Origin of the sequence: Klebsiella sp. 141161 (assembly GCF_050600815.1) — a bacterium.
Taxonomy (GTDB): domain Bacteria; phylum Pseudomonadota; class Gammaproteobacteria; order Enterobacterales; family Enterobacteriaceae; genus Klebsiella; species Klebsiella aerogenes.
This window is the reverse complement of the sequence record NZ_JAQIRN010000003.1, coordinates 442,600-465,521: the sequence shown is the minus strand read 5'-3', so window position 1 is coordinate 465,521 and position 22,922 is coordinate 442,600. Positions and strand designations below refer to the sequence as shown.

Genomic DNA, 22,922 nt, shown 5'->3' with positions numbered 1-22,922 from the left:
AGTTTACGCGCGACGAGCGACAATTAAATCAACACGAGAACCCATACGACGCCATGAGCGACGACAATTCACACAGTAGTGACACAGTAAACAGCAAAAAGGGATTTTTCTCCCTCTTACTCAGCCAACTTTTCCACGGTGAACCGAAAAACCGTGATGAATTATTGGCGCTGATCCGTGACTCCGGGCAGAACGAGCTTATCGATGAAGATACGCGCGACATGCTCGAAGGGGTAATGGATATCGCCGACCAGCGCGTCCGCGATATTATGATCCCGCGTTCGCAAATGATTACCCTGAAACGCAACCAGACGCTGGACGAATGCCTCGATGTCATCATCGAATCCGCCCACTCGCGTTTCCCGGTCATTAGCGAAGATAAAGATCACATTGAAGGGATTCTGATGGCTAAGGATCTGCTGCCGTTTATGCGCAGCGACGCCGAAGCTTTCAGCATGGAAAAAGTGTTACGCCCGGCGGTTGTCGTGCCTGAAAGCAAGCGGGTTGACCGCATGCTGAAAGAGTTCCGCTCGCAACGTTATCATATGGCGATCGTCATCGACGAGTTCGGCGGCGTCTCCGGTCTGGTAACTATCGAAGATATTCTTGAGCTTATCGTCGGCGAAATCGAAGACGAATACGATGAAGAGGAAGATATCGATTTTCGCCAGCTAAGCCGTCATACCTGGACGGTACGCGCGCTGGCATCGATTGAAGACTTCAATAAAGCCTACGGTACCCACTTCAGCGATGAAGAGGTCGATACCATCGGCGGACTGGTGATGCAGGCCTTTGGTCATCTCCCGGCCCGCGGCGAGTCGATTGACATTGATGGTTACCAATTCAAGGTCGCAATGGCTGACAGCAGACGTATTATTCAGGTCCATGTAAAGCTTCCTGATGATGCGCCGCAGCCGAAGCTGGAAGACTAATTTAACGGGACGATTAACCTAAATGGTATTTGCCTCTTTACTTGAACGCCAGCGCGTACGTCTGCTGCTGGCGCTGTTATTCGGAGCCAGCGGAACGCTGGCTTTTTCACCTTACGACTTCTGGCCAGCGGCAATTGTCTCGCTGTTTGGTCTGCAGGCGCTCACTCTCAACCGTCGGCCGCTACAGAGCGCCTGGATTGGCTACTTCTGGGGGCTTGGGCTATTCGGCACCGGCATCAATTGGGTTTACGTTAGCATCGCGCAGTTCGGCGGCATGCCGGGCCCGGTTAACGTTTTCCTCGTTGCCTTGCTGGCGGCCTATTTATCGCTGTATACCGGTCTGTTCGCCGGGATCCTCGCGCGGCTGTGGCCGAAAACCAACTGGATCCGTCTGGCCATCGCCGCGCCTGTCATCTGGCAAATTACCGAATTTCTCCGCGGCTGGGTGCTGACCGGTTTCCCGTGGCTGCAGTTCGGCTATAGCCAGATTGACGGCCCGCTGAAGGGGCTGGCGCCGGTGATGGGCGTTGAGGCGATAAACTTTCTGTTGATGATGGTCAGCGGCCTGCTGGCGCTGGCGGTCGTACAGCGTCACTGGAAACCGCTGCTGGTGGCGATAGTGCTGTTTGCCCTGCCCTTCCCGCTGCGTTATATCCAGTGGTATCAACTGCTGCCTGAACGGGCGACGGAAGTCTCTTTGGTGCAGGGCGATATTCCGCAGGCGATGAAATGGGATGAAAACCAGCTGGTAAACACCCTGAAAACCTATCTCGATCTCACCCAGCCGCATATGGGTAAATCGCAGCTGATTATCTGGCCGGAGTCGGCGATTCCGGATCTGGAAATCAATCAGCAGCATTTCCTTAGCATGGTTGATGACCTGATGCGGGCAAAAAATAGCTCGTTGATTACCGGTATTGTCGATGCGCGGCTCAATAAACAAAACCGCTACGATACCTACAACACCATCATCACGCTGGGTAAAGATAACCCGTACAGCTACGACTCGAGCAATCGCTATAACAAAAACCATCTGGTGCCGTTCGGCGAATTCGTACCGCTGGAGTCGATTTTACGCCCGCTGGCGCCATTCTTCGATTTGCCGATGTCCTCGTTCAGCCGCGGACCTTACGTGCAGCCGCAGCTGGTGGCGCATAACCTGAAGCTTACGGCGGCAATTTGCTACGAAATTATTCTCGGCGAACAGGTCCGAGATAATTTCCGCCCGGATACCGATTATCTGCTGACCATCTCCAACGATGCGTGGTTTGGTAAGTCGATAGGCCCGTGGCAGCACTTCCAGATGGCGCGGATGCGCGCGCTGGAACTGGCGCGTCCGCTGCTACGCAGCACCAACAACGGTATCACCGCCGTTATTGGCCCTCGAGGTGAAATTCAGGACATGATCCCGCAGTTTACCCGCGCGGTGTTGACCACCAAAGTCACGCCAACCACCGGCCTGACGCCGTATGCCCGTACCGGCAACTGGCCGCTGTGGGCGTTAACCGCCCTCTTTGGCTTTGCCGCGCTGGTGATGAGCCTGCGCCAGCGTCGACGCTAATCTTTTCCGCCGGGCAGCCGCCCGGCCTGCTCCCGGCGGCATTCGTCGCCGGCGGGTCTTCCCCGCTTTACGCTCTCCAGCGCCAATCTGGCACGTCCATTGCTTAATTTCATCCCTGTAGGCGATTTTGACCGCGGTTGTACCGGGGTTGCACCGAAAGCGTTCGCACTTCGCGCCAGGTTGGTGCAACAACCCATTTTTGCCCACAAATGGTGCGGAGCACTTCGCAAAAATAAACAATAAAGCATCAAAATCTTTACATTAAGCCAAACTAAATGCTAACAAGCTCATACAAATACTGCACTTTAAGATTGCAGACGATTCCCGAAAGCGCCGCCTTACCGCAGTGCCGGAAGGAATAACAACACATACACACAATCACAATGGGTATCACTAGCGTCCCTGGCGTTAAGGATAAGGAGTTGGATATGCAATTACGTAAACTGGCCGCCGCAATGTTGGTCATGGGAGTGACCACCGGTCTGGCGCACGCTGAAGATGCCGCCCCGGCCGCAGGTCAGAGCACGCTGGATAAAATCGCCAAAAACGGGGTGATCGTCGTCGGCCACCGCGAATCGTCAGTACCATTCTCCTATTACGATAACCAACAAAAAGTGGTGGGTTACTCTCAGGATTACTCCAACGCTATCGTTGAAGCCATCAAGAAAAAGCTGAACAAACCCGACCTGCAGGTGAAACTGATTCCAGTCACCTCGCAGAACCGCATCCCGCTGCTGCAGAACGGCACTTATGATTTCGAGTGTGGTTCCACCACCAACAACCTTGAGCGTCAGAAGCAGGCCGCCTTCTCCGATACCATTTTCGTCGTCGGCACTCGTCTGCTGGTGAAAAAAGGTGGCCCGATTAAAGACTTCCCGGACCTGAAAGACAAAGCGGTGGTCGTTACTTCCGGTACCACCTCGGAAGTGCTGCTGCATAAGCTTAACGACGAGAAGAAAATGAACATGCGCATCATCAGCGCGAAAGATCACGGCGACTCCTTCCGCACTCTGGAAAGCGGCCGTGCGGTAGCCTTTATGATGGACGATGCCCTGCTGGCCGGCGAGCGCGCAAAAGCGAAGAAACCGGATAACTGGGAAATCGTCGGTACGCCGCAGTCAAAAGAGGCTTATGGCTGCATGCTGCGTAAAGATGACGCATCGTTCAAAACGCTGGTCGATGACACCGTCGCCCAGGCGCAGACCTCCGGCGAAGCGGCAAAATGGTTCGACACGTGGTTCAAGAACCCGATTCCGCCGAAAAATCTGAACCTGAACTTCGAACTGTCAGAAGACATGAAGGCGCTGTTCAAATCACCGAATGACAAAGCTCTTAACTAATTAAAAAAACAGGGGCTCGACTAAGTAGCCCTCCCGATTGTTGCCTTCGCACGGACAGACTATACGGTGGCTGGTCGTTCCCCAGCCGCCGCGAATACCGAAACAAGCAGGGCAACAATCTTCGAGGGTAGCGCTGCTACCCTTTTTTTTCTGGAGTTTATTTATGTCAATAGACTGGAACTGGGGAATATTCCTGCAACCCGCCCCGTTCGGCAACACGACTTACTTAGGCTGGTTATGGAGCGGCTTTCAGGTTACCGTCGCGCTGTCGATTAGCGCCTGGATTATCGCTTTCCTTGTCGGCTCGCTGTTCGGCATTCTGCGTACCGTCCCTAACCGCTGGTTAGCCGGGATCGGCACCTGCTACGTCGAGCTGTTTCGCAACGTTCCACTGATCGTACAGTTTTTCACCTGGTACCTTGTTATTCCGGAATTTCTGCCGGAAAACATCGGCATGTGGTTTAAGTCAGAGCTGGATCCCAATATCCAGTTCTTTGTCTCCTCAATGCTGTGCCTCGGGCTGTTTACCGCTGCCCGCGTCTGCGAACAGGTTCGCGCCGCGATACAGTCTCTGCCGCGCGGGCAAAAAAATGCCGGCCTGGCGATGGGGCTGACCCTGCCGCAAACCTATCGCTACGTGCTGCTGCCGAACGCCTATCGCGTTATCGTGCCGCCGATGACCTCGGAAATGATGAACCTGGTAAAAAACTCGGCCATCGCTTCTACCATCGGCCTGGCGGATATGGCGGCGCAGGCCGGCAAGCTGCTGGATTACTCTGCCCACGCCTGGGAATCCTTTACCGCGATCACCCTCGCCTATGTCTTCATCAACGCCGTCATTATGCTGGTGATGTACGTGGTTGAACGTAAAGTTCGTCTGCCGGGCAATATGGGAGGCAAATAATGTACGATTTTGACTGGAGTTCAATTGTCCCTTCCATGCCCTACCTGCTGGCAGGATTGGTCATTACGCTGAAAATCACCGTCACGGCGATTATATTCGGTATCGTCTGGGGTACGATTCTGGCGGTGATGCGCCTGTCGAGCTTCCTGCCGCTGGCGTGGTTCGCCAAGACCTACGTTAACGTTTTCCGCTCGATTCCGCTGGTGATGGTGCTGCTGTGGTTCTATCTGATTGTTCCCGGCTTCCTGCAAAACGTGCTGGGACTGTCGCCGAAAACCGATATTCGCCTGATTTCGGCGATGGTGGCATTTTCAATGTTTGAAGCGGCCTACTATTCGGAAATTATTCGCGCCGGGATCCAGAGTATTTCCCGTGGTCAGTCGAGCGCCGCGCTGGCGCTGGGGATGACCCACTGGCAATCGATGAAGCTGGTGATTCTGCCGCAGGCCTTTCGCGCAATGGTCCCGCTGCTGTTAACCCAGGGTATCGTCCTGTTTCAGGATACCTCGCTGGTGTATGTCCTGAGCCTGGCCGATTTCTTCCGTACCGCTTCCACTATCGGCGAACGCGACGGAACCCAGGTGGAAATGATCCTGTTCGCAGGCGCCGTTTATTTTGTATTTAGTCTCAGCGCATCGCTGTTGGTCAGCTGGTTGAAGAAAAGGACTGTGTAATGATTACCCTGAAAAATATTTCGAAATGGTATGGTCACTTTCAGGTGCTGACCGATTGTTCCACCGAAGTGAAAAAAGGCGAAGTGGTGGTAGTTTGCGGGCCGTCTGGCTCCGGTAAATCGACGCTGATTAAAACCGTTAACGGCCTTGAGCCGGTGCAGCAAGGCGAAATTATCGTTGATGGCACTCAGGTTAACGACAAGAAAACCAATCTTGCTAAACTGCGTTCCCGCGTCGGTATGGTATTCCAGCACTTTGAACTGTTCCCGCACCTGTCGATCATCGACAACCTGACGCTGGCGCAGATTAAGGTTCTCAATCGCGATAAAGAATCTTCGCGTAAAAAGGGACTTAAGCTGCTGGAACGCGTGGGTCTGGCGGCGCATGCGGAAAAATATCCGGCGCAGCTCTCCGGCGGCCAGCAGCAGCGTGTCGCGATCGCCCGCGCGCTGTGCATGGATCCGATTGCGATGCTGTTCGATGAGCCGACTTCAGCGCTTGACCCGGAGATGATCAACGAAGTGCTGGATGTCATGGTTGAGTTGGCTAACGAAGGTATGACGATGATGGTGGTGACGCACGAAATGGGCTTTGCCCGTAAAGTAGCCAACCGGGTCATCTTTATGGATGAAGGTAAAATTGTCGAAGATGTCGATAAAGAAGCCTTCTTTGCCAACCCACAATCAGAACGCGCTAAAGATTTCCTTGCCAAAATCCTGCACTAAAATCCCAGCGCGCACGTCATGTGCGCGCTTTCTTCCCCTGCGGTATTTGCATACATATATTAGTGGTTTATTTTAAGCTTCCTTCTATCAGGCAAATAAATAATTCAACCTCCTCGCCTAATAATTCACATTCTAAATTAGTTTAATTCATATAAAATTCAGTTTCCTTCGCATGGCTAAGCGTTACCGCCACCGCTAACATACCCCCCTTTAAAAACGACCTCAGGGAATACGTCTCTACATAACATTATCAACAATAAAAATAATATTTTTATAGATGACCCTATGGGCTTAATTACGCCACGCCTTGAGCGCGCTTAAACAACGGCATACACACTCAATGAAACAAATGGATCTTGCTTCATGTTTAATAAACACAATCTGCTTCACGCTCTACTAATTTTATTATTATGCCAGCATCAGGCTATTGCCAGCACCATTGCCTCGGCCACAACGAATCAAAACGAGCAGGATAAAGCGCGTCAGGCGGCGCTGACGCCACAGCATCAGGCCGCCCAGGCTTCACAAATTAATACCGACCGGCAAACGCTCACCTTTCCGGAGGAAGAAAACTGCAGGCTCATCAATAATATTTATATCGATTCTGCCGAGCCGAAGCTCACTCATCAGCTTCTGGACAACCTTACAGCTCAGGCTCTGCATCGTTGTCTGGGGATTAACGGCATTCAGCATCTCGCCATGGCATTACAAAATGAGTTAATCGCCCGGGGTTATATCACTTCATTGGTGACCATCCCGGAACAATCATTGGCGGAAGGGACATTAAGGCTCGAGCTGGCTTATGGCAAAATCGGTGAAATACTCTGGTCAACCGCAAGTGAGCAAACCACCAGCATCTGGAACAATATCCCCGCCAGCAAGGGAGATATTCTGCGCCTCTCCGATCTCGAACAGGGGATGGAAAACCTGCGTCGCCTGCCGGGAAGCTCAGCGAATATGCAAATATTGCCGGGACAGCGAGAGGCGGAAAGCAATCTGCAGCTTACGCGGCGTCTGGATAAAAAGTGGCAGGTCGGCGCCTGGATGGATGATGCCGGCAGCCGCGCCAGCGGCCGCTATCAGGCCGGCGGCGCGCTCTATCTTTATGATATCACCACGCTCAACGATATATTCTATGTCTCCGGCGGCGGCGATATTGAATTTAATCAGCATAATGACGGCAACCAGAATGGGAGTCTGTATTATTCGATCCCTTTCGGCTACTGGGCATTAAGTCTTTACGGTTCGCAGAGTCAATATAGGCAATTGTTCAAAGGCGCCTGGTCGCAAACGGACTATAAAAGTAAAAACCGCTACTACAGCGCGACGCTGTCGCGGCTCCTGTCACATACTCGTCAACAGCAAACGTCGCTGGATTTACGCATCGCCAAAAGCTCATCACATTACTACTTTGGCGGAGAGGAGCTCGGGGTGATGCGTAAACAGAACCCGACATGGGAGCTGACGCTCCGCCAGCAACGCTACTTCGATAAAAAAGTCGTCGCCGCCAGCCTGGGGCTGCAACGCCGCCTTCCATGGCTAAGCTCCGTCGCCACGCCCGAAGAAAAAGCGGGCCTGTTCAGTAAGCGTTCACGTGTCGTACATGCCGATTTACAGGCTTTGATGAAATTCGATATAACCGGCGATAAATTTAGTTACGCACCGCATGTTAATGCGCAATATAGCCCGGACATCCTCTCTTCGGACAACCAATTTAATATTGGCAACCGCTGGACGGTCCGTGGATTTGATGGCGAATATACGCTCTCCGGCAATCAGGGCTGGTACTGGAGTAATGATTTCATCTGGGATATCGCCGGCCCGGAACAGCAATTTTATTTAGGATTAGATATTGGTCGTATTATTGGCAGTGAACAATATCGGCAAGGAAAAGTTATTTCAGGTGCGGTTAGCGGATTACGTGGCAAGCTATTGTTCACACAATATGATCTTTTTATCGGCACGCCGCTAAGTAAACCGGATAACTTTCAGAGCGACTCATTTAATCTGGGCTTCGCATTGAAATGGAAGTATTAAAACCCACGTATTTTCAATCATATTTAAAGGAATAAATTCATGTTTAAGTTTAAATTAACCTATGTTGCGTTAGCAGCGGCGTTAAGTTCTACGATAGCGTACGCCGACCCAACGACTTACACCCATCTGTCAGGAGCAACGGTTGTAGATATTGAAGCCCCTAACGCCTCCGGCGTCTCGCACAATCTGTATCGCGAATTTAACGTAGGTAGCAATGGATTAATACTCAACAACAGCGACAGCGATATCAATCACGCGACTTTTGGCAATATTGCTAAAAACAATAATCTGACCAACGGCGGCGCATCGGTGATCCTCAATGAAGTCACCTCAAATAAAGCCAGTTCCCTGAATGGTTTTATTGAGGTCGCCGGACTAAAAGCCGATGTCGTGATTGCCAACCCCAATGGCATTACCTGCTCTGGTTGTAGTTTCGTTAATACCAACAAGGCGGTATTAACCACAGGCCAGGTCAATATGACCGATGAAGGCGCTATCGGCAGCTATACCATCACCGATGGCAAAATCACTATTGGCGAAAAGGGCATGGATGCCACCACCAGCTATGCCGCATTGCTGGCTGATGCCGTCGCCATCAATGGCATGGTCAACGCAGGTAACGCCACGGTCGGCGGCGGTAACTTCACCTTCGACAACAGCACGGGCGCCATGACTAGCGCAGGTAAAAGCGCTACCGTCCTGCAAATGATAAGTCCGGTATACAGCATTGATATCAGTAGTCTGGGCGGCATTAAAGCCAACAGTATCAGTATGGTCGGCAACAATTTGGGCTTTGGCGTGCGTAACAAAGGGTCAATCACCGCCAACTCGACGCTTTCTATCACCAACAATGGATTACTGACCAACGATGGCTCCATCGCCAGCAATGGTTACCTTACCAGCATCGCCGCTTCCGGGAATTTCACGAATAACGGTACGCTGGCGACCAAGAATATGACCATGATTACAACCTATGGCGCTCTCAACAACGGCAGCAAGGGCACGATTAGTTCGACAAAGCAGCTGGTGCTCAATGCCAGCGGCAATATCCAGAACAGCGGAACGATTAGCGCGACGTCCAGTCTGGTGGCCGCCAGCAACGGGGCGATAACCAACAACGCCGGCGCGAAAATCACCTCGGATGCGCAGATTACCGCTACCTCGCTAGGTAATTTCACCAATGCCGGTACGATTAACGGTAAAAACGTCGCGCTGAATTTTATTGGTACTAATTTTAAAAATACCGGAACCATCGCCGCGACCAGTAATGTCGCCGTGAAATCGTTAAATCAGGACAGCACCCTCAACACCGGCGAGATTTACAACTTAGGCAGTATTAGCGGCGCAAATATCGATATGCAAACCGACGGCACGTTGGCGCAGAGCACTGACGGCAAAATGACAGCGACAGACGCTTTTACCGCCCATAGCTATTGGTTGAATAATAATGGCGCGATAAAGGCGGCGACTATCACTACCGATCATGGTCCGGTCAACAATACGGGATCCATAAAAGGTGACACCATTTCAATCACATCCAGATTTGATATCGTAAATGAAGGCACCATCTTCAGCACCGGCGATCTGCTGCTGGATACGCAGAATAAAGCGAATATTTACAACTATTCTTTACTGCAGGCGAACGGCACCTTAACCATGACGGCTAAAAAGATAGTTAACGGCGGTCGCGGCTGCGGCTGGTTAAAATTGAGTACCTGCGACGTCGGCACTATCTATGCCGACAAGATGATCCTCAACTCCTCATACAAATACGCCAGCGAGATGGGCGGATATCAATACTTTAAGATTGCGGAAATCAATACCGTTCTGTAATGACTCAGCGATGCGCAGCGCAATGCGCATCGCTGCTTTAGCGTTTACGGTTCAAATGGCCGCCGCTGGAACTGGTCATGCCCGCATTTCGGGCAGCGCGGTAGCACATCCGGGGTGTATACCGCCAGATGGTAGTGGCACTTTTCGCACACCAGGTTGCCAAGGCCCACCACTTCCCCGCTGTGATAGACGCCATGGTGGTTCAAATCCTGGAATACCTCACGCCACTCAAGCTGGGTTTTGTCGGTGATATCGGCAAGCTCCTGCCACAGGCTCTCTTTGATCACCCGCATAAAGACGCTGTCGCTATCGTCTTCATGGCTCTCTTCATAGCTGCGGGCAAATTCTTCCAGATCGCGCTTCACCGCCGCGATAAGTGACTCAACCTCGCTCTGCGTCAGATCGCCGGCCTGGACTATCTTCTCCCTCGCCTGCTTCACCAGCGCGTCAATGTCACGCTCTCCATTGCGCAGCCGTTCACTGAGCGAGGAGACCAGTTCCCGGTAATATTGAGCAACCTTGTTCATCATTTCGCCTCCGGTGTGATTAACTGCTTCTAATAATAGACGTTATCAGCGGTTTGCATTGCCAGCCGCGCCACAGAGTCGCGAAAAATTCTACGTCGCTTTTGCCGATGTTAATGTGCGAAAGGCTGTTTTGACGTGGACGTTTGGGCTATGCTATGCCGATCTGAAACAACACATCCATTGGCTACATTTTGTAGCTGTATTGAAAACAGGACCACTGGCTGCCATGCAAGAGCAATACCGCCCGGAAGAGATAGAATCGAAAGTCCAGCTTCACTGGGACGAAAATCGTACATTTGAAGTAACTGAAGACGAGAGCAAAGAGAAGTATTACTGCCTGTCGATGCTTCCTTATCCTTCTGGTCGACTACACATGGGTCACGTGCGTAACTACACCATCGGCGACGTCATCGCGCGCTATCAGCGCATGCTGGGCAAAAACGTCCTGCAGCCGATCGGATGGGATGCGTTTGGTCTGCCTGCGGAAGGCGCAGCGGTGAAAAACAACACCGCGCCGGCTCCGTGGACTTACGACAACATCGCTTACATGAAAAACCAGCTGAAAAAGCTGGGCTTCGGCTATGACTGGAGCCGTGAAATTGCGACCTGCACCCCGGAATACTACCGCTGGGAACAAAAATTCTTCACCGAGCTGTATAAAAAAGGCCTGGTATACAAGAAAACCTCCGCGGTCAACTGGTGCCCGAACGATCAGACCGTGCTGGCTAACGAACAGGTTATCGACGGCTGCTGCTGGCGCTGCGACACCAAAGTTGAGCGCAAAGAGATCCCGCAGTGGTTTATTAAAATCACCGCCTACGCCGACGAACTGCTCAACGATCTGGATAATCTGGATCACTGGCCTGACACCGTTAAGACCATGCAGCGCAACTGGATCGGCCGCTCTGAAGGGGTAGAAATCTCCTTTGACGTCAACGACTACGCCGATAAGCTGACCGTCTACACCACCCGCCCGGATACCTTCATGGGCTGCACCTACCTGGCGGTCGCTGCGGGTCACCCGCTGGCGCAGCAGGCTGCGGCTAATAATCCGGCGCTGGCCGCCTTTATCGACGAATGCCGTAACACCAAAGTTGCCGAAGCTGACATGGCGACAATGGAGAAAAAAGGCGTCGACACCGGCTTTAAAGCTATTCACCCGCTGACCGGCGAAGCCATCCCGGTATGGGCGGCGAACTTCGTGCTGATGGAGTACGGCACCGGCGCGGTGATGGCCGTTCCGGGTCACGACCAGCGTGACTACGAGTTTGCCAGCAAATACGGCCTGAACATCAAGCCGGTAATCCTCGCCGCCGACGGTTCTGAACCGGATCTCTCAGAGCAGGCCCTGACCGAGAAAGGCGTGCTGTTCAACTCCGGTGAATTTAGCGGCCTGGATTACGAAGCGGGCTTCAACGCCATCGCCGACAAACTGGCCGCGATGGGCGTTGGCGAGCGCAAAGTGAATTACCGCCTGCGCGACTGGGGGGTTTCCCGCCAGCGTTACTGGGGCGCGCCAATTCCGATGGTGACCCTGGAAGACGGTACCGTGATGCCGACGCCGGAAGATCAGCTGCCGGTTATCCTGCCGGAAGACGTGGTCATGGACGGCATCACCAGCCCGATCAAAGCCGATCCTGAGTGGGCGAAAACCACCGTTAACGGCATGCCGGCGCTGCGTGAAACCGACACCTTTGACACCTTTATGGAGTCTTCCTGGTACTACGCTCGCTATACCTGCCCGCAGTACGATAAAGGCATGCTGGATCCGAATGCCGCGAACTACTGGCTGCCGGTGGATATCTATATCGGCGGTATCGAACACGCCATTATGCACCTGCTCTATTTCCGCTTCTTCCACAAGCTGATGCGCGATGCCGGTATGGTGAACTCCGATGAGCCAGCCAAACAGCTGCTGTGCCAGGGCATGGTACTGGCCGATGCGTTCTACTACGTCGGCGAAAACGGCGAGCGTAACTGGGTATCACCGATTGACGCCACCGTTGAGCGTGATGAAAAAGGCCGCATCGTCAAAGCCTTCGATCCGCAGGGTCGTGAGCTGGTGTACACCGGCATGAGCAAAATGTCCAAGTCGAAGAACAACGGTATCGACCCGCAGGTTATGGTTGAACGTTATGGCGCGGATACCGTACGTCTGTTCATGATGTTCGCGTCTCCGGCTGAAATGACCCTGGAGTGGCAGGAATCCGGCGTAGAGGGTGCAAACCGCTTCCTGAAACGCGTCTGGAAACTGGTTTACGAGCATACCTCTCAGGGCCCGGCTGTCGCCCTGGACGTGGCAAGCCTCAGCGAAGATCAGCAAGCGCTGCGTCGCGACGTGCACAAAACGATTGCCAAAGTGACCGATGACATCGGCCGTCGTCAGACCTTCAATACCGCTATTGCCGCGGTGATGGAGCTGATGAACAAACTGTCGAAAGCGCCGCAGGAAGGCGAACAGGATCGCGCGCTGATGCGTGAGGCTCTGCTGGCCGTGGTACGTATGCTCAACCCGTTCACCCCGCATGCCTGCTTCACCTTGTGGCAAGAACTGGGCGGCGAAGGCGATATCGATAATGCGCCGTGGCCGGTAGCGGACGAAAGTGCAATGGTTGAAAACACGACTCTGGTCGTCGTCCAGGTAAACGGTAAAGTTCGTGGTAAAATTACCGTTGCGGTAGATGCAACCGAAGAGCAGGTTCGTGAACGTGCAGGCCAGGAACATCTGGTCGCAAAATACCTTGAAGGCGTGACCGTACGTAAAGTGATTTACGTTCCGGGCAAACTGCTCAATCTGGTCGTTGGCTAAGCGCGGGAGGAAGCGTGCGATATCTGGCAACAATGCTGTTATCTCTGGCGGTGTTAATCACCGCCGGTTGCGGCTGGCATCTGCGTAGCAATACGCAGGTTCCAACCACAATGAAAACTATGATTTTCCAGTCAAGCGATCCGAATGGTCCGTTAAGCCGTGCGGTACGCAATCAGCTGCGTCTGAATGGCGTCGAGCTGATCGATGCCGATACGCTGCGTAAGGACGTTCCGTCCCTGCGTCTGGGTAACTCATCCATTCAGAAAGATACGGCATCCATTTTCCAGGATGGTCGTACTGCTGAATACCAGATGGTGCTGACCGTTAACGCCACCGTATTGATACCGGGTCATGACATTTACCCAATCAATACCAAGGTTTATCGTTCGTTCTTCGATAACCCGCAGGCGGCACTGGCGAAAGATGCCGAGCAGGACATGATTGTTCGAGAGATGTACGACAAGGCCGCGGAACAACTGATCCGCAAATTGCCGAGCGTGCATGTTGCGGATGTCGAAGCCACCAAAGAGGCTGAGCAGCCGGTATCTGGAACCCCGGCCACCTCGACCTCTGGCAACCGCGTCTCCACTACGCTGGGTAACTGATGATTCGGTTGTACCCGGAACAACTCCGCGCGCAGCTCACTGAAGGGCTGCGCGCGGCGTATTTATTGCTTGGTAGCGATCCATTGCTGTTACAGGAAAGCCAGGATGCGATCCGCGAAGCCGCGGCCGCTCAGGGCTTTACCGAACATCACACCGCGACCATCGATGCCAGCACCGACTGGCCCGCCCTTTTCTCTTTAAGTCAGGCGCTGAGCCTCTTTTCCAGTCGCCAGACGCTTCTGCTTATTCTGCCGGAAAACGGCCCGAATGCGGCGATTAACGAACAGCTTGCCACGCTGGTCGGTATGCTGCATGAAGATTTGCTGCTGATTGTCCGCGGCAACAAGCTTACCAAAGCCCAGGAAAATGCAGCATGGGTGACCGCGCTTGCCAGTCGCGCCGTACAGGTCAGCTGCCAGACGCCGGAATATGCGCAGCTACCGCGCTGGCTGGCCGCCCGCGCTAAACAGAACAAGCTGCAATTAGATGACGCCGCCAGCCAGCTGCTGTGCTACTGCTATGAAGGTAACCTGCTGGCGTTAGCGCAGGCGCTGGAGCGGCTCTCGCTGCTGTGGCCTGACGGCAAGCTGACGTTGCCTCGCGTTGAACAGGCGGTGAATGATGCCGCCCACTTCACGCCGTATCACTGGGTCGATGCCCTGCTGGCCGGCAAAAGCAAGCGCGTACTGCACGTCCTGCAGCAGTTGAGGCTTGAGGGCTGCGAACCCGCCATTTTGTTGCGTACGTTGCAGCGCGAACTGCTGCTGCTGGTGAACCTGAAGCGCCAGTCGGCGCATACGCCGCTACGCACGTTGTTTGATAAACACCGGGTCTGGCAGAACCGCCGTCAACTGGTTGGCGACGCGCTCACGCGCCTCAGCGCCGAGCAACTGCGCCAGGCCGTCACGTTATTAACCCGCGCCGAGCTCACCTTCAAACAAGATTATGGCCAGTCAATATGGCCCGAGCTGGAAAGTCTTTCGTTACTGCTCTGCCATAAAGCGCTGGCAGACGTTTTCATTGATGGTTGATATGACTCAGTTGCAGGCGATGTACGGCGGCACCTTCGATCCGGTGCATTATGGCCACCTGAAGCCGGTAGAAATTCTGGCTAACCAGATCGGTCTTAACCGGGTGATTATCGTCCCCAATAATGTCCCGCCGCATCGTCCGCAGCCGGAGGCCGCCAGCGCCCAGCGCGTACATATGCTCGAGCTGGCGATTGCGGATAAACCGCTGTTTGTCCTCGACGAGCGCGAGCTGCGACGCGATACCCTCTCATGGACGGCGCAAACGTTGCAGGAGTGGCGGCAGGAACAGGGTCCCGAGCGGCCGCTGGCGTTTATCATCGGCCAGGATTCGCTGCTGACCTTCCCCACCTGGCATAACTACGCCACGATCCTCGATAACGCCCATCTGATCGTCTGCCGCCGCCCGGGATATCCACTGGCGATGAAGCGTGAAGAAGATCAGCAATGGCTCGATAAACATCTCACCCACGACGTCGAGCAGTTACATAACCGCCCCGCCGGAGCTATCTATCTGGCGGAAACCCCGTGGTTCGATATTTCCGCTACGCTGATTCGCCAGCGTCTGCAGCAGGGCGTCTCCTGCGCCGATATGCTGCCTGCAGCCGTGCTGGACTACATTCACCAGCAGAAGCTCTATTGCTGAGAACCCGCTACGGGGATATCGTTACGCTACGCGAGTTCCACGGAGTGCATCATGAAATTATGGCTGGTTCGCCACGGCGAAACGCAGGCTAATGTCGACGGACTGTATAGCGGTCATGCCCCAACCCCCCTGACCGAACGCGGGATCCAGCAGGCCCGCTCGCTGGGTGACTATCTGCGGGCGGTGCCTTTCGAGCTGGTATTGTGCAGCGAGCTGGAGAGAACCCAGCATACCGCCGACTTATTGCTCGCTGGTCGGCTAATCCCACGGCAAGTGATTCCTTCGTTGAATGAGATGTTTTTTGGCGATTGGGAAATGCGCCACCATCGCGATCTGCAAAAAGAAGATCCGCAGAACTACGCCGCATGGTGCAAAGACTGGCAGAACGCCGCGCCGACCAACGGCGAAAGCTTCCAGGCCTTCGCGCAGCGTATCGCGGCTTTTGTCGCCACCCTCGGGCAATATCAGCAGCGGGATAATCTATTGATCGTCGGCCACCAGGGCGCTTTAAGCCTGTTAATCGCACTTTTATTGCAGATGCCTGCGGCAGCAATGTGGCATTTTCCCCTCGCCCACGGTAGCTGGAGCCTTATCGAACGGCGCCACGATTTTACTACCCTGCGGGTATTAAATAGCCAGGCGCGGTGGCGCGCGGAATAAGAATTAATCGTCGCCCATTGACAGCCAAATGCAGGCTGTTATTCTCCGCAGCCAGGCTACACCCGCTATACGCATCTTGCAGAAATTGTTTTACAAAAATGGCGATGCATTCGTCGGCAAGGGATGGGATGATAGCCCGCTTTCAAGGGCTGAAAGCTGACTTTTCTCCCGACATTGCCATGACTTCGGGTATACTGTCAGGCTCGTTATTGTTATCACTCTTCACGCACCCAGGGGGAACACTTGCAGGGTAAAGCACTCCAGGATTTTGTTATCGACAAAATTGATGACCTGAAAGGTCAGGACATCGTCGCCATTGATGTACATGGCAAATCCAGCATCACCGATTGCATGATTATTTGCACCGGCACGTCTACGCGCCACGTGATGTCCATCGCCGACCATGTGGTGCAGGAATCCCGCGCCGCCGGGATGCTGCCGCTGGGCGTTGAAGGTGAAGCCGCCGCCGACTGGATCGTGGTCGATCTGGGCGACGTGATGGTTCACGTCATGCAGGAAGAGAGCCGTCGTCTGTACGAGCTGGAAAAACTCTGGAGTTAATGCGTGAAGCTACAATTGGTGGCCGTTGGCACCAAAATGCCGGACTGGGTTCAGACCGGCTTTAGCGAATATCTGCGCCGTTTTCCAAAAGATATGCCGTTCGAACTGGTAGAGATCCCTGCCGGTAAGCGCGGAAAAAATGCCGATATCAAACGCATCCTCGAAAAAGAGGGCGAAATGATGCTGGCGGCCGCAGGCAAGAACCGTATCGTGACCCTGGATATTCCCGGTAAGCCGTGGGATACGCCGCAGCTGGCGCGAGAACTGGAACGCTGGAAGCAGGATGGCCGGGACGTCAGTTTACTCATTGGCGGCCCGGAAGGTCTCTCTCCGGCCTGCAAAGCGGCAGCGGAACAGAGTTGGTCGCTTTCCACGCTCACGTTGCCTCACCCGTTAGTTCGCGTGCTGGTCGCTGAGAGCCTGTATCGTGCGTGGAGCATTACGACTAACCACCCTTACCACCGTGAGTAATGATGACCTGGGTAGACTAAGCAGCGAATGAAATTACAGAATTCTTTCCGCGACTATACGGCTGAATCCTCGCTGTTTGTACGCCGGGCGCTGGTCGCTTTTACGGGCATTTTGTTGCTTACCGGCGTGCTGATTGCCAACCTCTACAACGTACAGATTGTCCGTTTCAACGACTATCAAACGCGTTCCAATGAAAACCGCATTAAGCTGGTCCCTATTCCGCCCAGCCGCGGCATTATCTACGATCGCAACGGCACGCCGCTGGCGCTGAACCGCACCATCTATCAGCTAGAGATGATGCCGGAAAAAGTCGATAACGTGCAGCAGACGCTGGATGCGCTGCGCGACGTCGTCGACCTGACCGACGACGACATTGCCGGCTTTAAAAAAGAGCGCGCGCGCTCTCACCGCTTCACCTCGATTCCGGTGAAGGTCAATCTTAATGAAGTCCAGGTGGCGCGCTTCGCCGTAAACCAGTACCGCTTCCCCGGCGTCGAAGTCAAAGGCTACAAGCGCCGCTACTATCCCTATAACTCCGCCCTGACCCACGTTATCGGCTACGTTTCTAAAATCAACGATAAAGACGTCGATCGCCTGGATAAAGAGGGCAAGCTGGCTAACTACGCGTCGACCCACGACATCGGTAAGCTGGGAATCGAGCGCTATTATGAAGACGTGCTGCACGGGCAAACCGGTTATGAAGAGGTTGAAGTCAACAACCGCGGCCGCGTTATTCGCCAGTTAAAAGAAGTGCCGCCGCAGGCCGGACGCGATATCTACTTAACCCTTGATTTGAAGCTGCAGCAGTATATCGAAACGCTGCTGGCGGGCAGCCGCGCGGCGGTAGTGGTCACCGACCCGCGCAGCGGCGCGATTCTGGCGCTGGTTTCAACCCCGAGCTACGATCCCAACCTGTTTGTCGATGGTATCTCCAGCAAAGATTATTCCGGACTCCTCAACGATCCGAATACCCCGCTGGTTAACCGCGCCACACAGGGGGTCTATCCACCCGCCTCGACGGTAAAACCCTACGTCGCCGTCTCGGCCTTAAGCGCCGGCGTCATTACCCGCAATACCAGTCTGTTCGACCCCGGCTGGTGGCAGTTGCCTGGTTCGGAAAAACGCTATCGCGACTGGAAAAAATGGGGCCACGGACACCTGAACGTCACCAAAGCGCTGGAAGAGTCCGCGGATACCTATTTCTATCAAGTCGCCTATGATATGGGCATCGATCGCCTTTCCGAATGGATGAGTAAGTTTGGCTACGGCGACTACACTGGCGTTGACCTGGCGGAAGAACGCTCCGGCAACATGCCCACTCGCGAATGGAAGCTCAAGCGCTTTAAGAAACCCTGGTATCAGGGTGATACCATCCCGGTCGGTATCGGCCAGGGCTACTGGACCGCTACGCCGATTCAGATGAACAAAGCGCTGATGATCCTGATAAACGACGGCGTGGTCAAAGTGCCCCATCTTCTGCAAAGCACTCTCGAAGACGGTAAACAGGTACCGTGGGTACAGCCGCATGAACCGCCGGTCGGCGATATTCATTCCGGCTATTGGGAAATCGCCAAAGACGGGATGTACGGCGTTGCTAACCGCGGCAACGGTACCGCGCACAAATACTTTGCCAGCGCGCCGTATAAGATTGCGGCGAAGTCCGGTACCGCGCAGGTATTCGGCCTGAAAGCCAACGAAACCTATAACGCGCACCGAATTTCCGAACGTCTGCGTGACCACAAACTCATGACGGCGTTTGCGCCTTACAACAACCCCCAGGTCGCGGTGGCGATGATCCTGGAGAATGGCGGCGCCGGCCCGGCGGTCGGTACCATTATGCGCCAGATCCTCGATCACATCATGCTGGGTGATAACAACACCAATCTGCCGAGTGAAAGCCCGGCGGTGACGGCGGGGGAGGATCAATAATGACCGATAATCCGAACAAAAAATCACTATGGGATAAAATCCATCTGGACCCCACGATGCTGCTCATCCTGCTGGCGCTGCTCACCTACAGCGCGCTGGTTATCTGGAGCGCCAGCGGCCAGGATGTGGGAATGATGGAGCGCAAAATCGGCCAAATCGCCATGGGCGTGGTGATTATGATCGTGATGGCGCAGATCCCGCCGCGGGTATATGAGGGCTGGGCGCCCTACCTCTATATTTTCTGTATTATTTTGCTGGTTGCCGTAGACGCCTTCGGCGCAATATCCAAAGGCGCACAGCGCTGGTTGGATCTCGGTATTGTACGCTTTCAGCCCTCGGAGATTGCCAAAATAGCGGTGCCGCTGATGGTGGCGCGGTTTATTAACCGCGATGTCTGTCCGCCGTCATTGAAGAATACCGCCATCGCACTGGTCCTGATCTTCCTGCCGACCCTGCTGGTTGCAGCGCAGCCAGACCTCGGCACCTCGATTCTGATCGCCCTCTCCGGCCTGTTTGTTCTGTTCCTCTCCGGCCTCAGCTGGCGCTTGATCGGTATCGCGGTCGTGCTGGTCGCCGCCTTTATTCCGATTTTATGGTTCTTCCTGATGCACGACTACCAGCGTCAGCGCGTGATGATGCTGCTCGACCCGGAGACCGATCCGCTGGGCGCGGGCTATCATATTATTCAGTCGAAAATCGCTATTGGTTCCGGCGGATTACGCGGTAAAGGATGGTTGCATGGTACTCAGTCGCAGCTCGAATTCCTGCCGGAGCGCCATACTGACTTTATCTTCGCCGTGTTGGCGGAAGAGCTGGGTCTTATCGGGGTGTTGATCCTGCTGGCATTGTACATTTTGCTTATCATGCGCGGACTGTGGATCGCCGCCCAGGCGCAAACCACCTTTGGCCGCGTCATGGCGGGCGGTTTAATGTTGATTTTATTCGTTTATGTCTTCGTAAATATTGGTATGGTAAGTGGTATTTTGCCGGTGGTGGGGGTACCTTTGCCGCTGGTCAGCTACGGGGGCTCAGCCCTGATCGTATTGATGGCCGGGTTTGGTATCGTGATGTCGATCCATACCCACAGAAAAATGTTGTCGAAAAGCGTTTAAGGGGTTCGCAATGCGTAAGCAATGGCTGGGGATCTGCATAGCAGCAGGGCTGCTGGCGGCATGTTCGGGTGAAGACGTTCAGCAGAAGACGGTTAGCGTCCCGCAGCCGGCCGTCTGTAATGGTCCGACGGTAGAAATTAGCGGCGCCGATCCGCGTTTCGAAACGCTGAACGCCACGGCCAATCAGGATTATGAGCGCGACGGCAAAAGCTATAAAATCGTTCAGGATCCGGCTAACTTCACCCAGACCGGTCTGGCGGCAATTTATGATGCCGAACCGAACAGCAATCTGACCGCCTCTGGCGAAGCGTTCGATCCAACTCAGCTCACCGCCGCGCATCCAACCTTGCCCATCCCGAGCTACGCGCGTATCACGAACCTGGCCAACGGCCGGATGATCGTGGTGCGCATTAACGATCGCGGCCCGTACGGCAATGATCGGGTCATTTCCCTGTCCCGCGCGTCCGCCGACCGCCTGAATACCTCGAACAATACTAAAGTTCGTATCGATCCTATTATCGTCTCTCAGGACGGCGCTTTGTCGGGCCCGGGTATGGCATGTACCACCGTCGCCAAACAAACCTATGCCCTGCCTTCACGGCCAAACCTTGATGGCGATGGTTCCGCGGCCATCGCCCCGGCCGACCAATCAAACATTCACGCCATTAGCAACTCAACGCTTAAGCCTGAGGATAACATGGGCGCGCCGGTCAGCAATAGTGGATTCCTTGGCGCGCCGACGCCGCTGAATAATGGCGTGCTGGAAAGCAGCGAACCTGCTGCTGCGCCTGCCGCCGTCGCCGCGACGCCGACAACACCCAGCGCTCCAGTCACCGCGCCGGGCTCGATTCAGGGGAGCGTTGCGCCTGCCGCGGCCGCAGCAGCAACCGCGACTGTTGCCGCGCCAAGCGCCAGCACCAGCGGCGAGTTCGTCGTGCAGGTCGGCGCCGTTAGCGACCAGGCTCGCGCCCAGCAATATCAGCAGCGCTTGAGCCAGCAGTTCGCCGTTCCGGGCCGAGTGATGCAAAATGGCGCCGTGTGGCGAATCCAATTGGGTCCATTTACCAGTAAGTCGCAAGCGTCGACGGTACAGCAGCGCCTGCAAAACGAAGCGCAGCTGCAATCATTTATTACTCGCGCCAACTAAACGTAACGCCGCGGTATCTCCCGCCACCGCATATGTAAAAGTCGTTAACAAAGTCATATGTAATGTCGGGTGCCGCTGCGAAATGCATTTGTTATAGTAAGGCACTTTTTTTAATTTCATCACGGATGCCGTTGTTCTAACCATGAAGACCTCTTTCACCGCTCGTTTACTCGTTACGGCCCTCTCCGTTGCGGCACTGTCTACCGCTGCCCGCGCCGATGACCTGAATATGAAAACCATGATCCCAGGCGCTCCGCAGATCGATGCTGAATCCTGGGTTCTTATCGATTACAACTCAGGTAAAGTACTGGCGGAAAACAACGCCGACGCCCGTCGCGATCCGGCGAGCCTGACCAAAATGATGACCAGCTATGTCATTGGCCAGGCCATGAAAGCGGGCAAATTCAAAGAATCCGATCTGGTCACCGTAGGTAACGACGCGTGGGCAACCGGTAACCCGGTGTTTAAAGGTTCTTCCCTGATGTTCCTGAAACCGGGCATGCAGGTACCGGTTTCTCAGCTGATCCGCGGCATCAACCTGCAATCCGGTAACGATGCCTGCGTGGCGATGGCCGACTACGTTGCCGGCAGCCAGGACGCGTTTGTCAGCCTGATGAACAATTACGTTAACGCGTTGGGCCTGAAAAACACCCACTTCCAGACCGTTCACGGCCTGGATGCCGATGGTCAGTACAGCTCCGCGCGTGACATGGCGCTGATCGGCCAGGCGTTGATCCGCGACGTACCGAATGAGTATTCCATCTACCGTGAGAAAGAGTTCACCTTTAACGGTATTCGCCAGCTGAACCGTAACGGTCTGCTGTGGGATAACAGCCTCAACGTCGATGGCATTAAAACCGGCCATACCGATAAAGCCGGCTACAACCTGGTTGCCTCTGCTACCGAAGGCCAGATGCGCCTGATCTCCGCGGTCATGGGCGGGCGTACCTACAAAGGGCGTGAGTCCGAGAGCAAGAAACTGCTGACCTGGGGCTTCCGCTTCTTTGAAACCGTCAACCCTATTAAAGCAGGTAAAGAGTTCGCCTCTGAACCGGCCTGGTTCGGCGATAGCGATCGCGCCTCTCTGGGCGTAGATAAAGACGTCTATCTGACTATCCCGCGCGGCCGTATGAAAGATCTGAAAGCCAGCTATGTGTTGAATAACACCGAGCTGCACGCGCCGCTGCAGAAAAACCAGGTGGTCGGTACCATCAACTTCCAGTTAGATGGCAAAACTATCGATCAGCGTCCGTTAGTGGTGCTGCAGGAAATTCCGGAAGGTAATTTCTTCGGCAAAATCATTGATTACATTAAGTTAATGTTCCATCACTGGTTTGGTTAAAAATTGAACACTTGAAAGTGTGATTTCTATCCCCATATACTATTCATCAAAGAAACCTGATAACTCCCACATTACGTGG

At 54.3% G+C, this 22,922-nt stretch carries 20 protein-coding genes; 19 read left to right on the top strand and 1 reads right to left on the bottom strand.

The window, feature by feature from the left end; genetic code table 11:
• Positions 1–53 precede the first annotated feature (53 nt).
• The 8 genes from corC to PGR79_RS10475 all read left to right on the top strand — a co-directional run bounded on the left by corC (position 54) and on the right by PGR79_RS10475 (position 10,006).
• The gene (gene corC, locus PGR79_RS10510) at positions 54–932 is read left to right on the top strand and encodes a CNNM family magnesium/cobalt transport protein CorC (RefSeq protein ID WP_015704743.1); all 879 of its coding nucleotides are present in this window, start codon (positions 54–56) and stop codon (positions 930–932) included.
• A gap of 22 nt (positions 933–954) precedes the next feature.
• Positions 955–2,493, top strand: coding sequence for an apolipoprotein N-acyltransferase (gene lnt / locus PGR79_RS10505; RefSeq protein WP_087860234.1), 1,539 nt, complete (start codon positions 955–957; stop codon positions 2,491–2,493).
• Positions 2,494–2,921: 428 nt separating this feature from the next.
• Positions 2,922–3,833 (top strand): amino acid ABC transporter substrate-binding protein, encoded by a 912-nt coding sequence (locus PGR79_RS10500; protein WP_113373852.1) that lies wholly within the window; start codon positions 2,922–2,924, stop codon positions 3,831–3,833.
• Between the two features lie 163 nt (positions 3,834–3,996).
• Entirely contained in the window at positions 3,997–4,737 is a 741-nt protein-coding gene (locus tag PGR79_RS10495; protein WP_087860236.1) for an amino acid ABC transporter permease, read from the top strand.
• On the top strand, positions 4,737–5,411 hold the full coding sequence (gltK, locus tag PGR79_RS10490; protein WP_045381494.1) for a glutamate/aspartate ABC transporter permease GltK: 675 nt from the start codon (positions 4,737–4,739) through the stop codon (positions 5,409–5,411). Before PGR79_RS10495 ends, gltK begins: the two co-directional genes overlap by 1 nt.
• Positions 5,411–6,136 carry an amino acid ABC transporter ATP-binding protein gene (locus tag PGR79_RS10485; protein WP_015367722.1) on the top strand — a complete coding sequence of 242 codons (726 nt, stop codon included), beginning with the start codon at positions 5,411–5,413 and terminating at the stop codon, positions 6,134–6,136. The genes gltK and PGR79_RS10485 overlap by 1 nt, the downstream gene beginning before the upstream one ends.
• 363 nt (positions 6,137–6,499) lie before the next feature.
• The gene (locus tag PGR79_RS10480) at positions 6,500–8,173 is read left to right on the top strand and encodes a ShlB/FhaC/HecB family hemolysin secretion/activation protein (protein WP_113373851.1); all 1,674 of its coding nucleotides are present in this window, start codon (positions 6,500–6,502) and stop codon (positions 8,171–8,173) included.
• A gap of 39 nt (positions 8,174–8,212) precedes the next feature.
• Entirely contained in the window at positions 8,213–10,006 is a 1,794-nt protein-coding gene (locus PGR79_RS10475; protein WP_113373850.1) for a filamentous hemagglutinin N-terminal domain-containing protein, read from the top strand.
• A gap of 44 nt (positions 10,007–10,050) precedes the next feature.
• Here PGR79_RS10475 and PGR79_RS10470 read toward each other — a convergent pair whose 3' ends face one another.
• Positions 10,051–10,533, bottom strand: a complete 483-nt coding sequence (locus PGR79_RS10470) for a zinc ribbon-containing protein (RefSeq protein WP_087860422.1) — start codon at positions 10,531–10,533, stop codon at positions 10,051–10,053.
• 226 nt (positions 10,534–10,759) lie between these two features.
• Here PGR79_RS10470 and leuS point away from each other — a divergent pair, with 226 nt between their 5' ends.
• From leuS to dacA, 11 genes are all read left to right on the top strand, one after another.
• Positions 10,760–13,342: a leucine--tRNA ligase gene (gene leuS / locus PGR79_RS10465; RefSeq protein WP_113373849.1), complete on the top strand. Its 2,583-nt coding sequence runs from the start codon at positions 10,760–10,762 to the stop codon at positions 13,340–13,342.
• Between the two features lie 14 nt (positions 13,343–13,356).
• Positions 13,357–13,947 carry an LPS assembly lipoprotein LptE gene (gene lptE, locus PGR79_RS10460; RefSeq protein ID WP_087860239.1) on the top strand — a complete coding sequence of 197 codons (591 nt, stop codon included), beginning with the start codon at positions 13,357–13,359 and terminating at the stop codon, positions 13,945–13,947.
• Positions 13,947–14,978, top strand: coding sequence for a DNA polymerase III subunit delta (holA, locus tag PGR79_RS10455; protein ID WP_113373848.1), 1,032 nt, complete (start codon positions 13,947–13,949; stop codon positions 14,976–14,978). The genes lptE and holA overlap by 1 nt, the downstream gene beginning before the upstream one ends.
• The gene (nadD, locus tag PGR79_RS10450; RefSeq protein ID WP_430921628.1) at positions 14,971–15,621 is read left to right on the top strand and encodes a nicotinate-nucleotide adenylyltransferase; all 651 of its coding nucleotides are present in this window, start codon (positions 14,971–14,973) and stop codon (positions 15,619–15,621) included. Before holA ends, nadD begins: the two co-directional genes overlap by 8 nt.
• A gap of 51 nt (positions 15,622–15,672) precedes the next feature.
• Positions 15,673–16,281, top strand: a complete 609-nt coding sequence (locus tag PGR79_RS10445) for an adenosylcobalamin/alpha-ribazole phosphatase (RefSeq protein ID WP_113373847.1) — start codon at positions 15,673–15,675, stop codon at positions 16,279–16,281.
• A gap of 243 nt (positions 16,282–16,524) precedes the next feature.
• The gene (gene rsfS / locus PGR79_RS10440; RefSeq protein WP_002894623.1) at positions 16,525–16,842 is read left to right on the top strand and encodes a ribosome silencing factor; all 318 of its coding nucleotides are present in this window, start codon (positions 16,525–16,527) and stop codon (positions 16,840–16,842) included.
• A 3-nt stretch (positions 16,843–16,845) separates the two neighbouring features.
• Positions 16,846–17,313 carry a 23S rRNA (pseudouridine(1915)-N(3))-methyltransferase RlmH gene (gene rlmH, locus PGR79_RS10435; RefSeq protein WP_015367732.1) on the top strand — a complete coding sequence of 156 codons (468 nt, stop codon included), beginning with the start codon at positions 16,846–16,848 and terminating at the stop codon, positions 17,311–17,313.
• A 27-nt stretch (positions 17,314–17,340) separates the two neighbouring features.
• Positions 17,341–19,242: a peptidoglycan DD-transpeptidase MrdA gene (gene mrdA / locus PGR79_RS10430; RefSeq protein ID WP_015367733.1), complete on the top strand. Its 1,902-nt coding sequence runs from the start codon at positions 17,341–17,343 to the stop codon at positions 19,240–19,242.
• Positions 19,242–20,354, top strand: coding sequence for a peptidoglycan glycosyltransferase MrdB (gene mrdB, locus PGR79_RS10425; protein ID WP_008805635.1), 1,113 nt, complete (start codon positions 19,242–19,244; stop codon positions 20,352–20,354). The genes mrdA and mrdB overlap by 1 nt, the downstream gene beginning before the upstream one ends.
• Positions 20,355–20,364: 10 nt before the next feature.
• Positions 20,365–21,501, top strand: coding sequence for an endolytic peptidoglycan transglycosylase RlpA (gene rlpA / locus PGR79_RS10420; protein ID WP_430921626.1), 1,137 nt, complete (start codon positions 20,365–20,367; stop codon positions 21,499–21,501).
• A gap of 142 nt (positions 21,502–21,643) precedes the next feature.
• Complete coding sequence (gene dacA, locus PGR79_RS10415; protein ID WP_015367735.1) at positions 21,644–22,843, top strand: D-alanyl-D-alanine carboxypeptidase DacA; 1,200 nt, start codon at positions 21,644–21,646, stop codon at positions 22,841–22,843.
• Positions 22,844–22,922 lie beyond the last annotated feature (79 nt).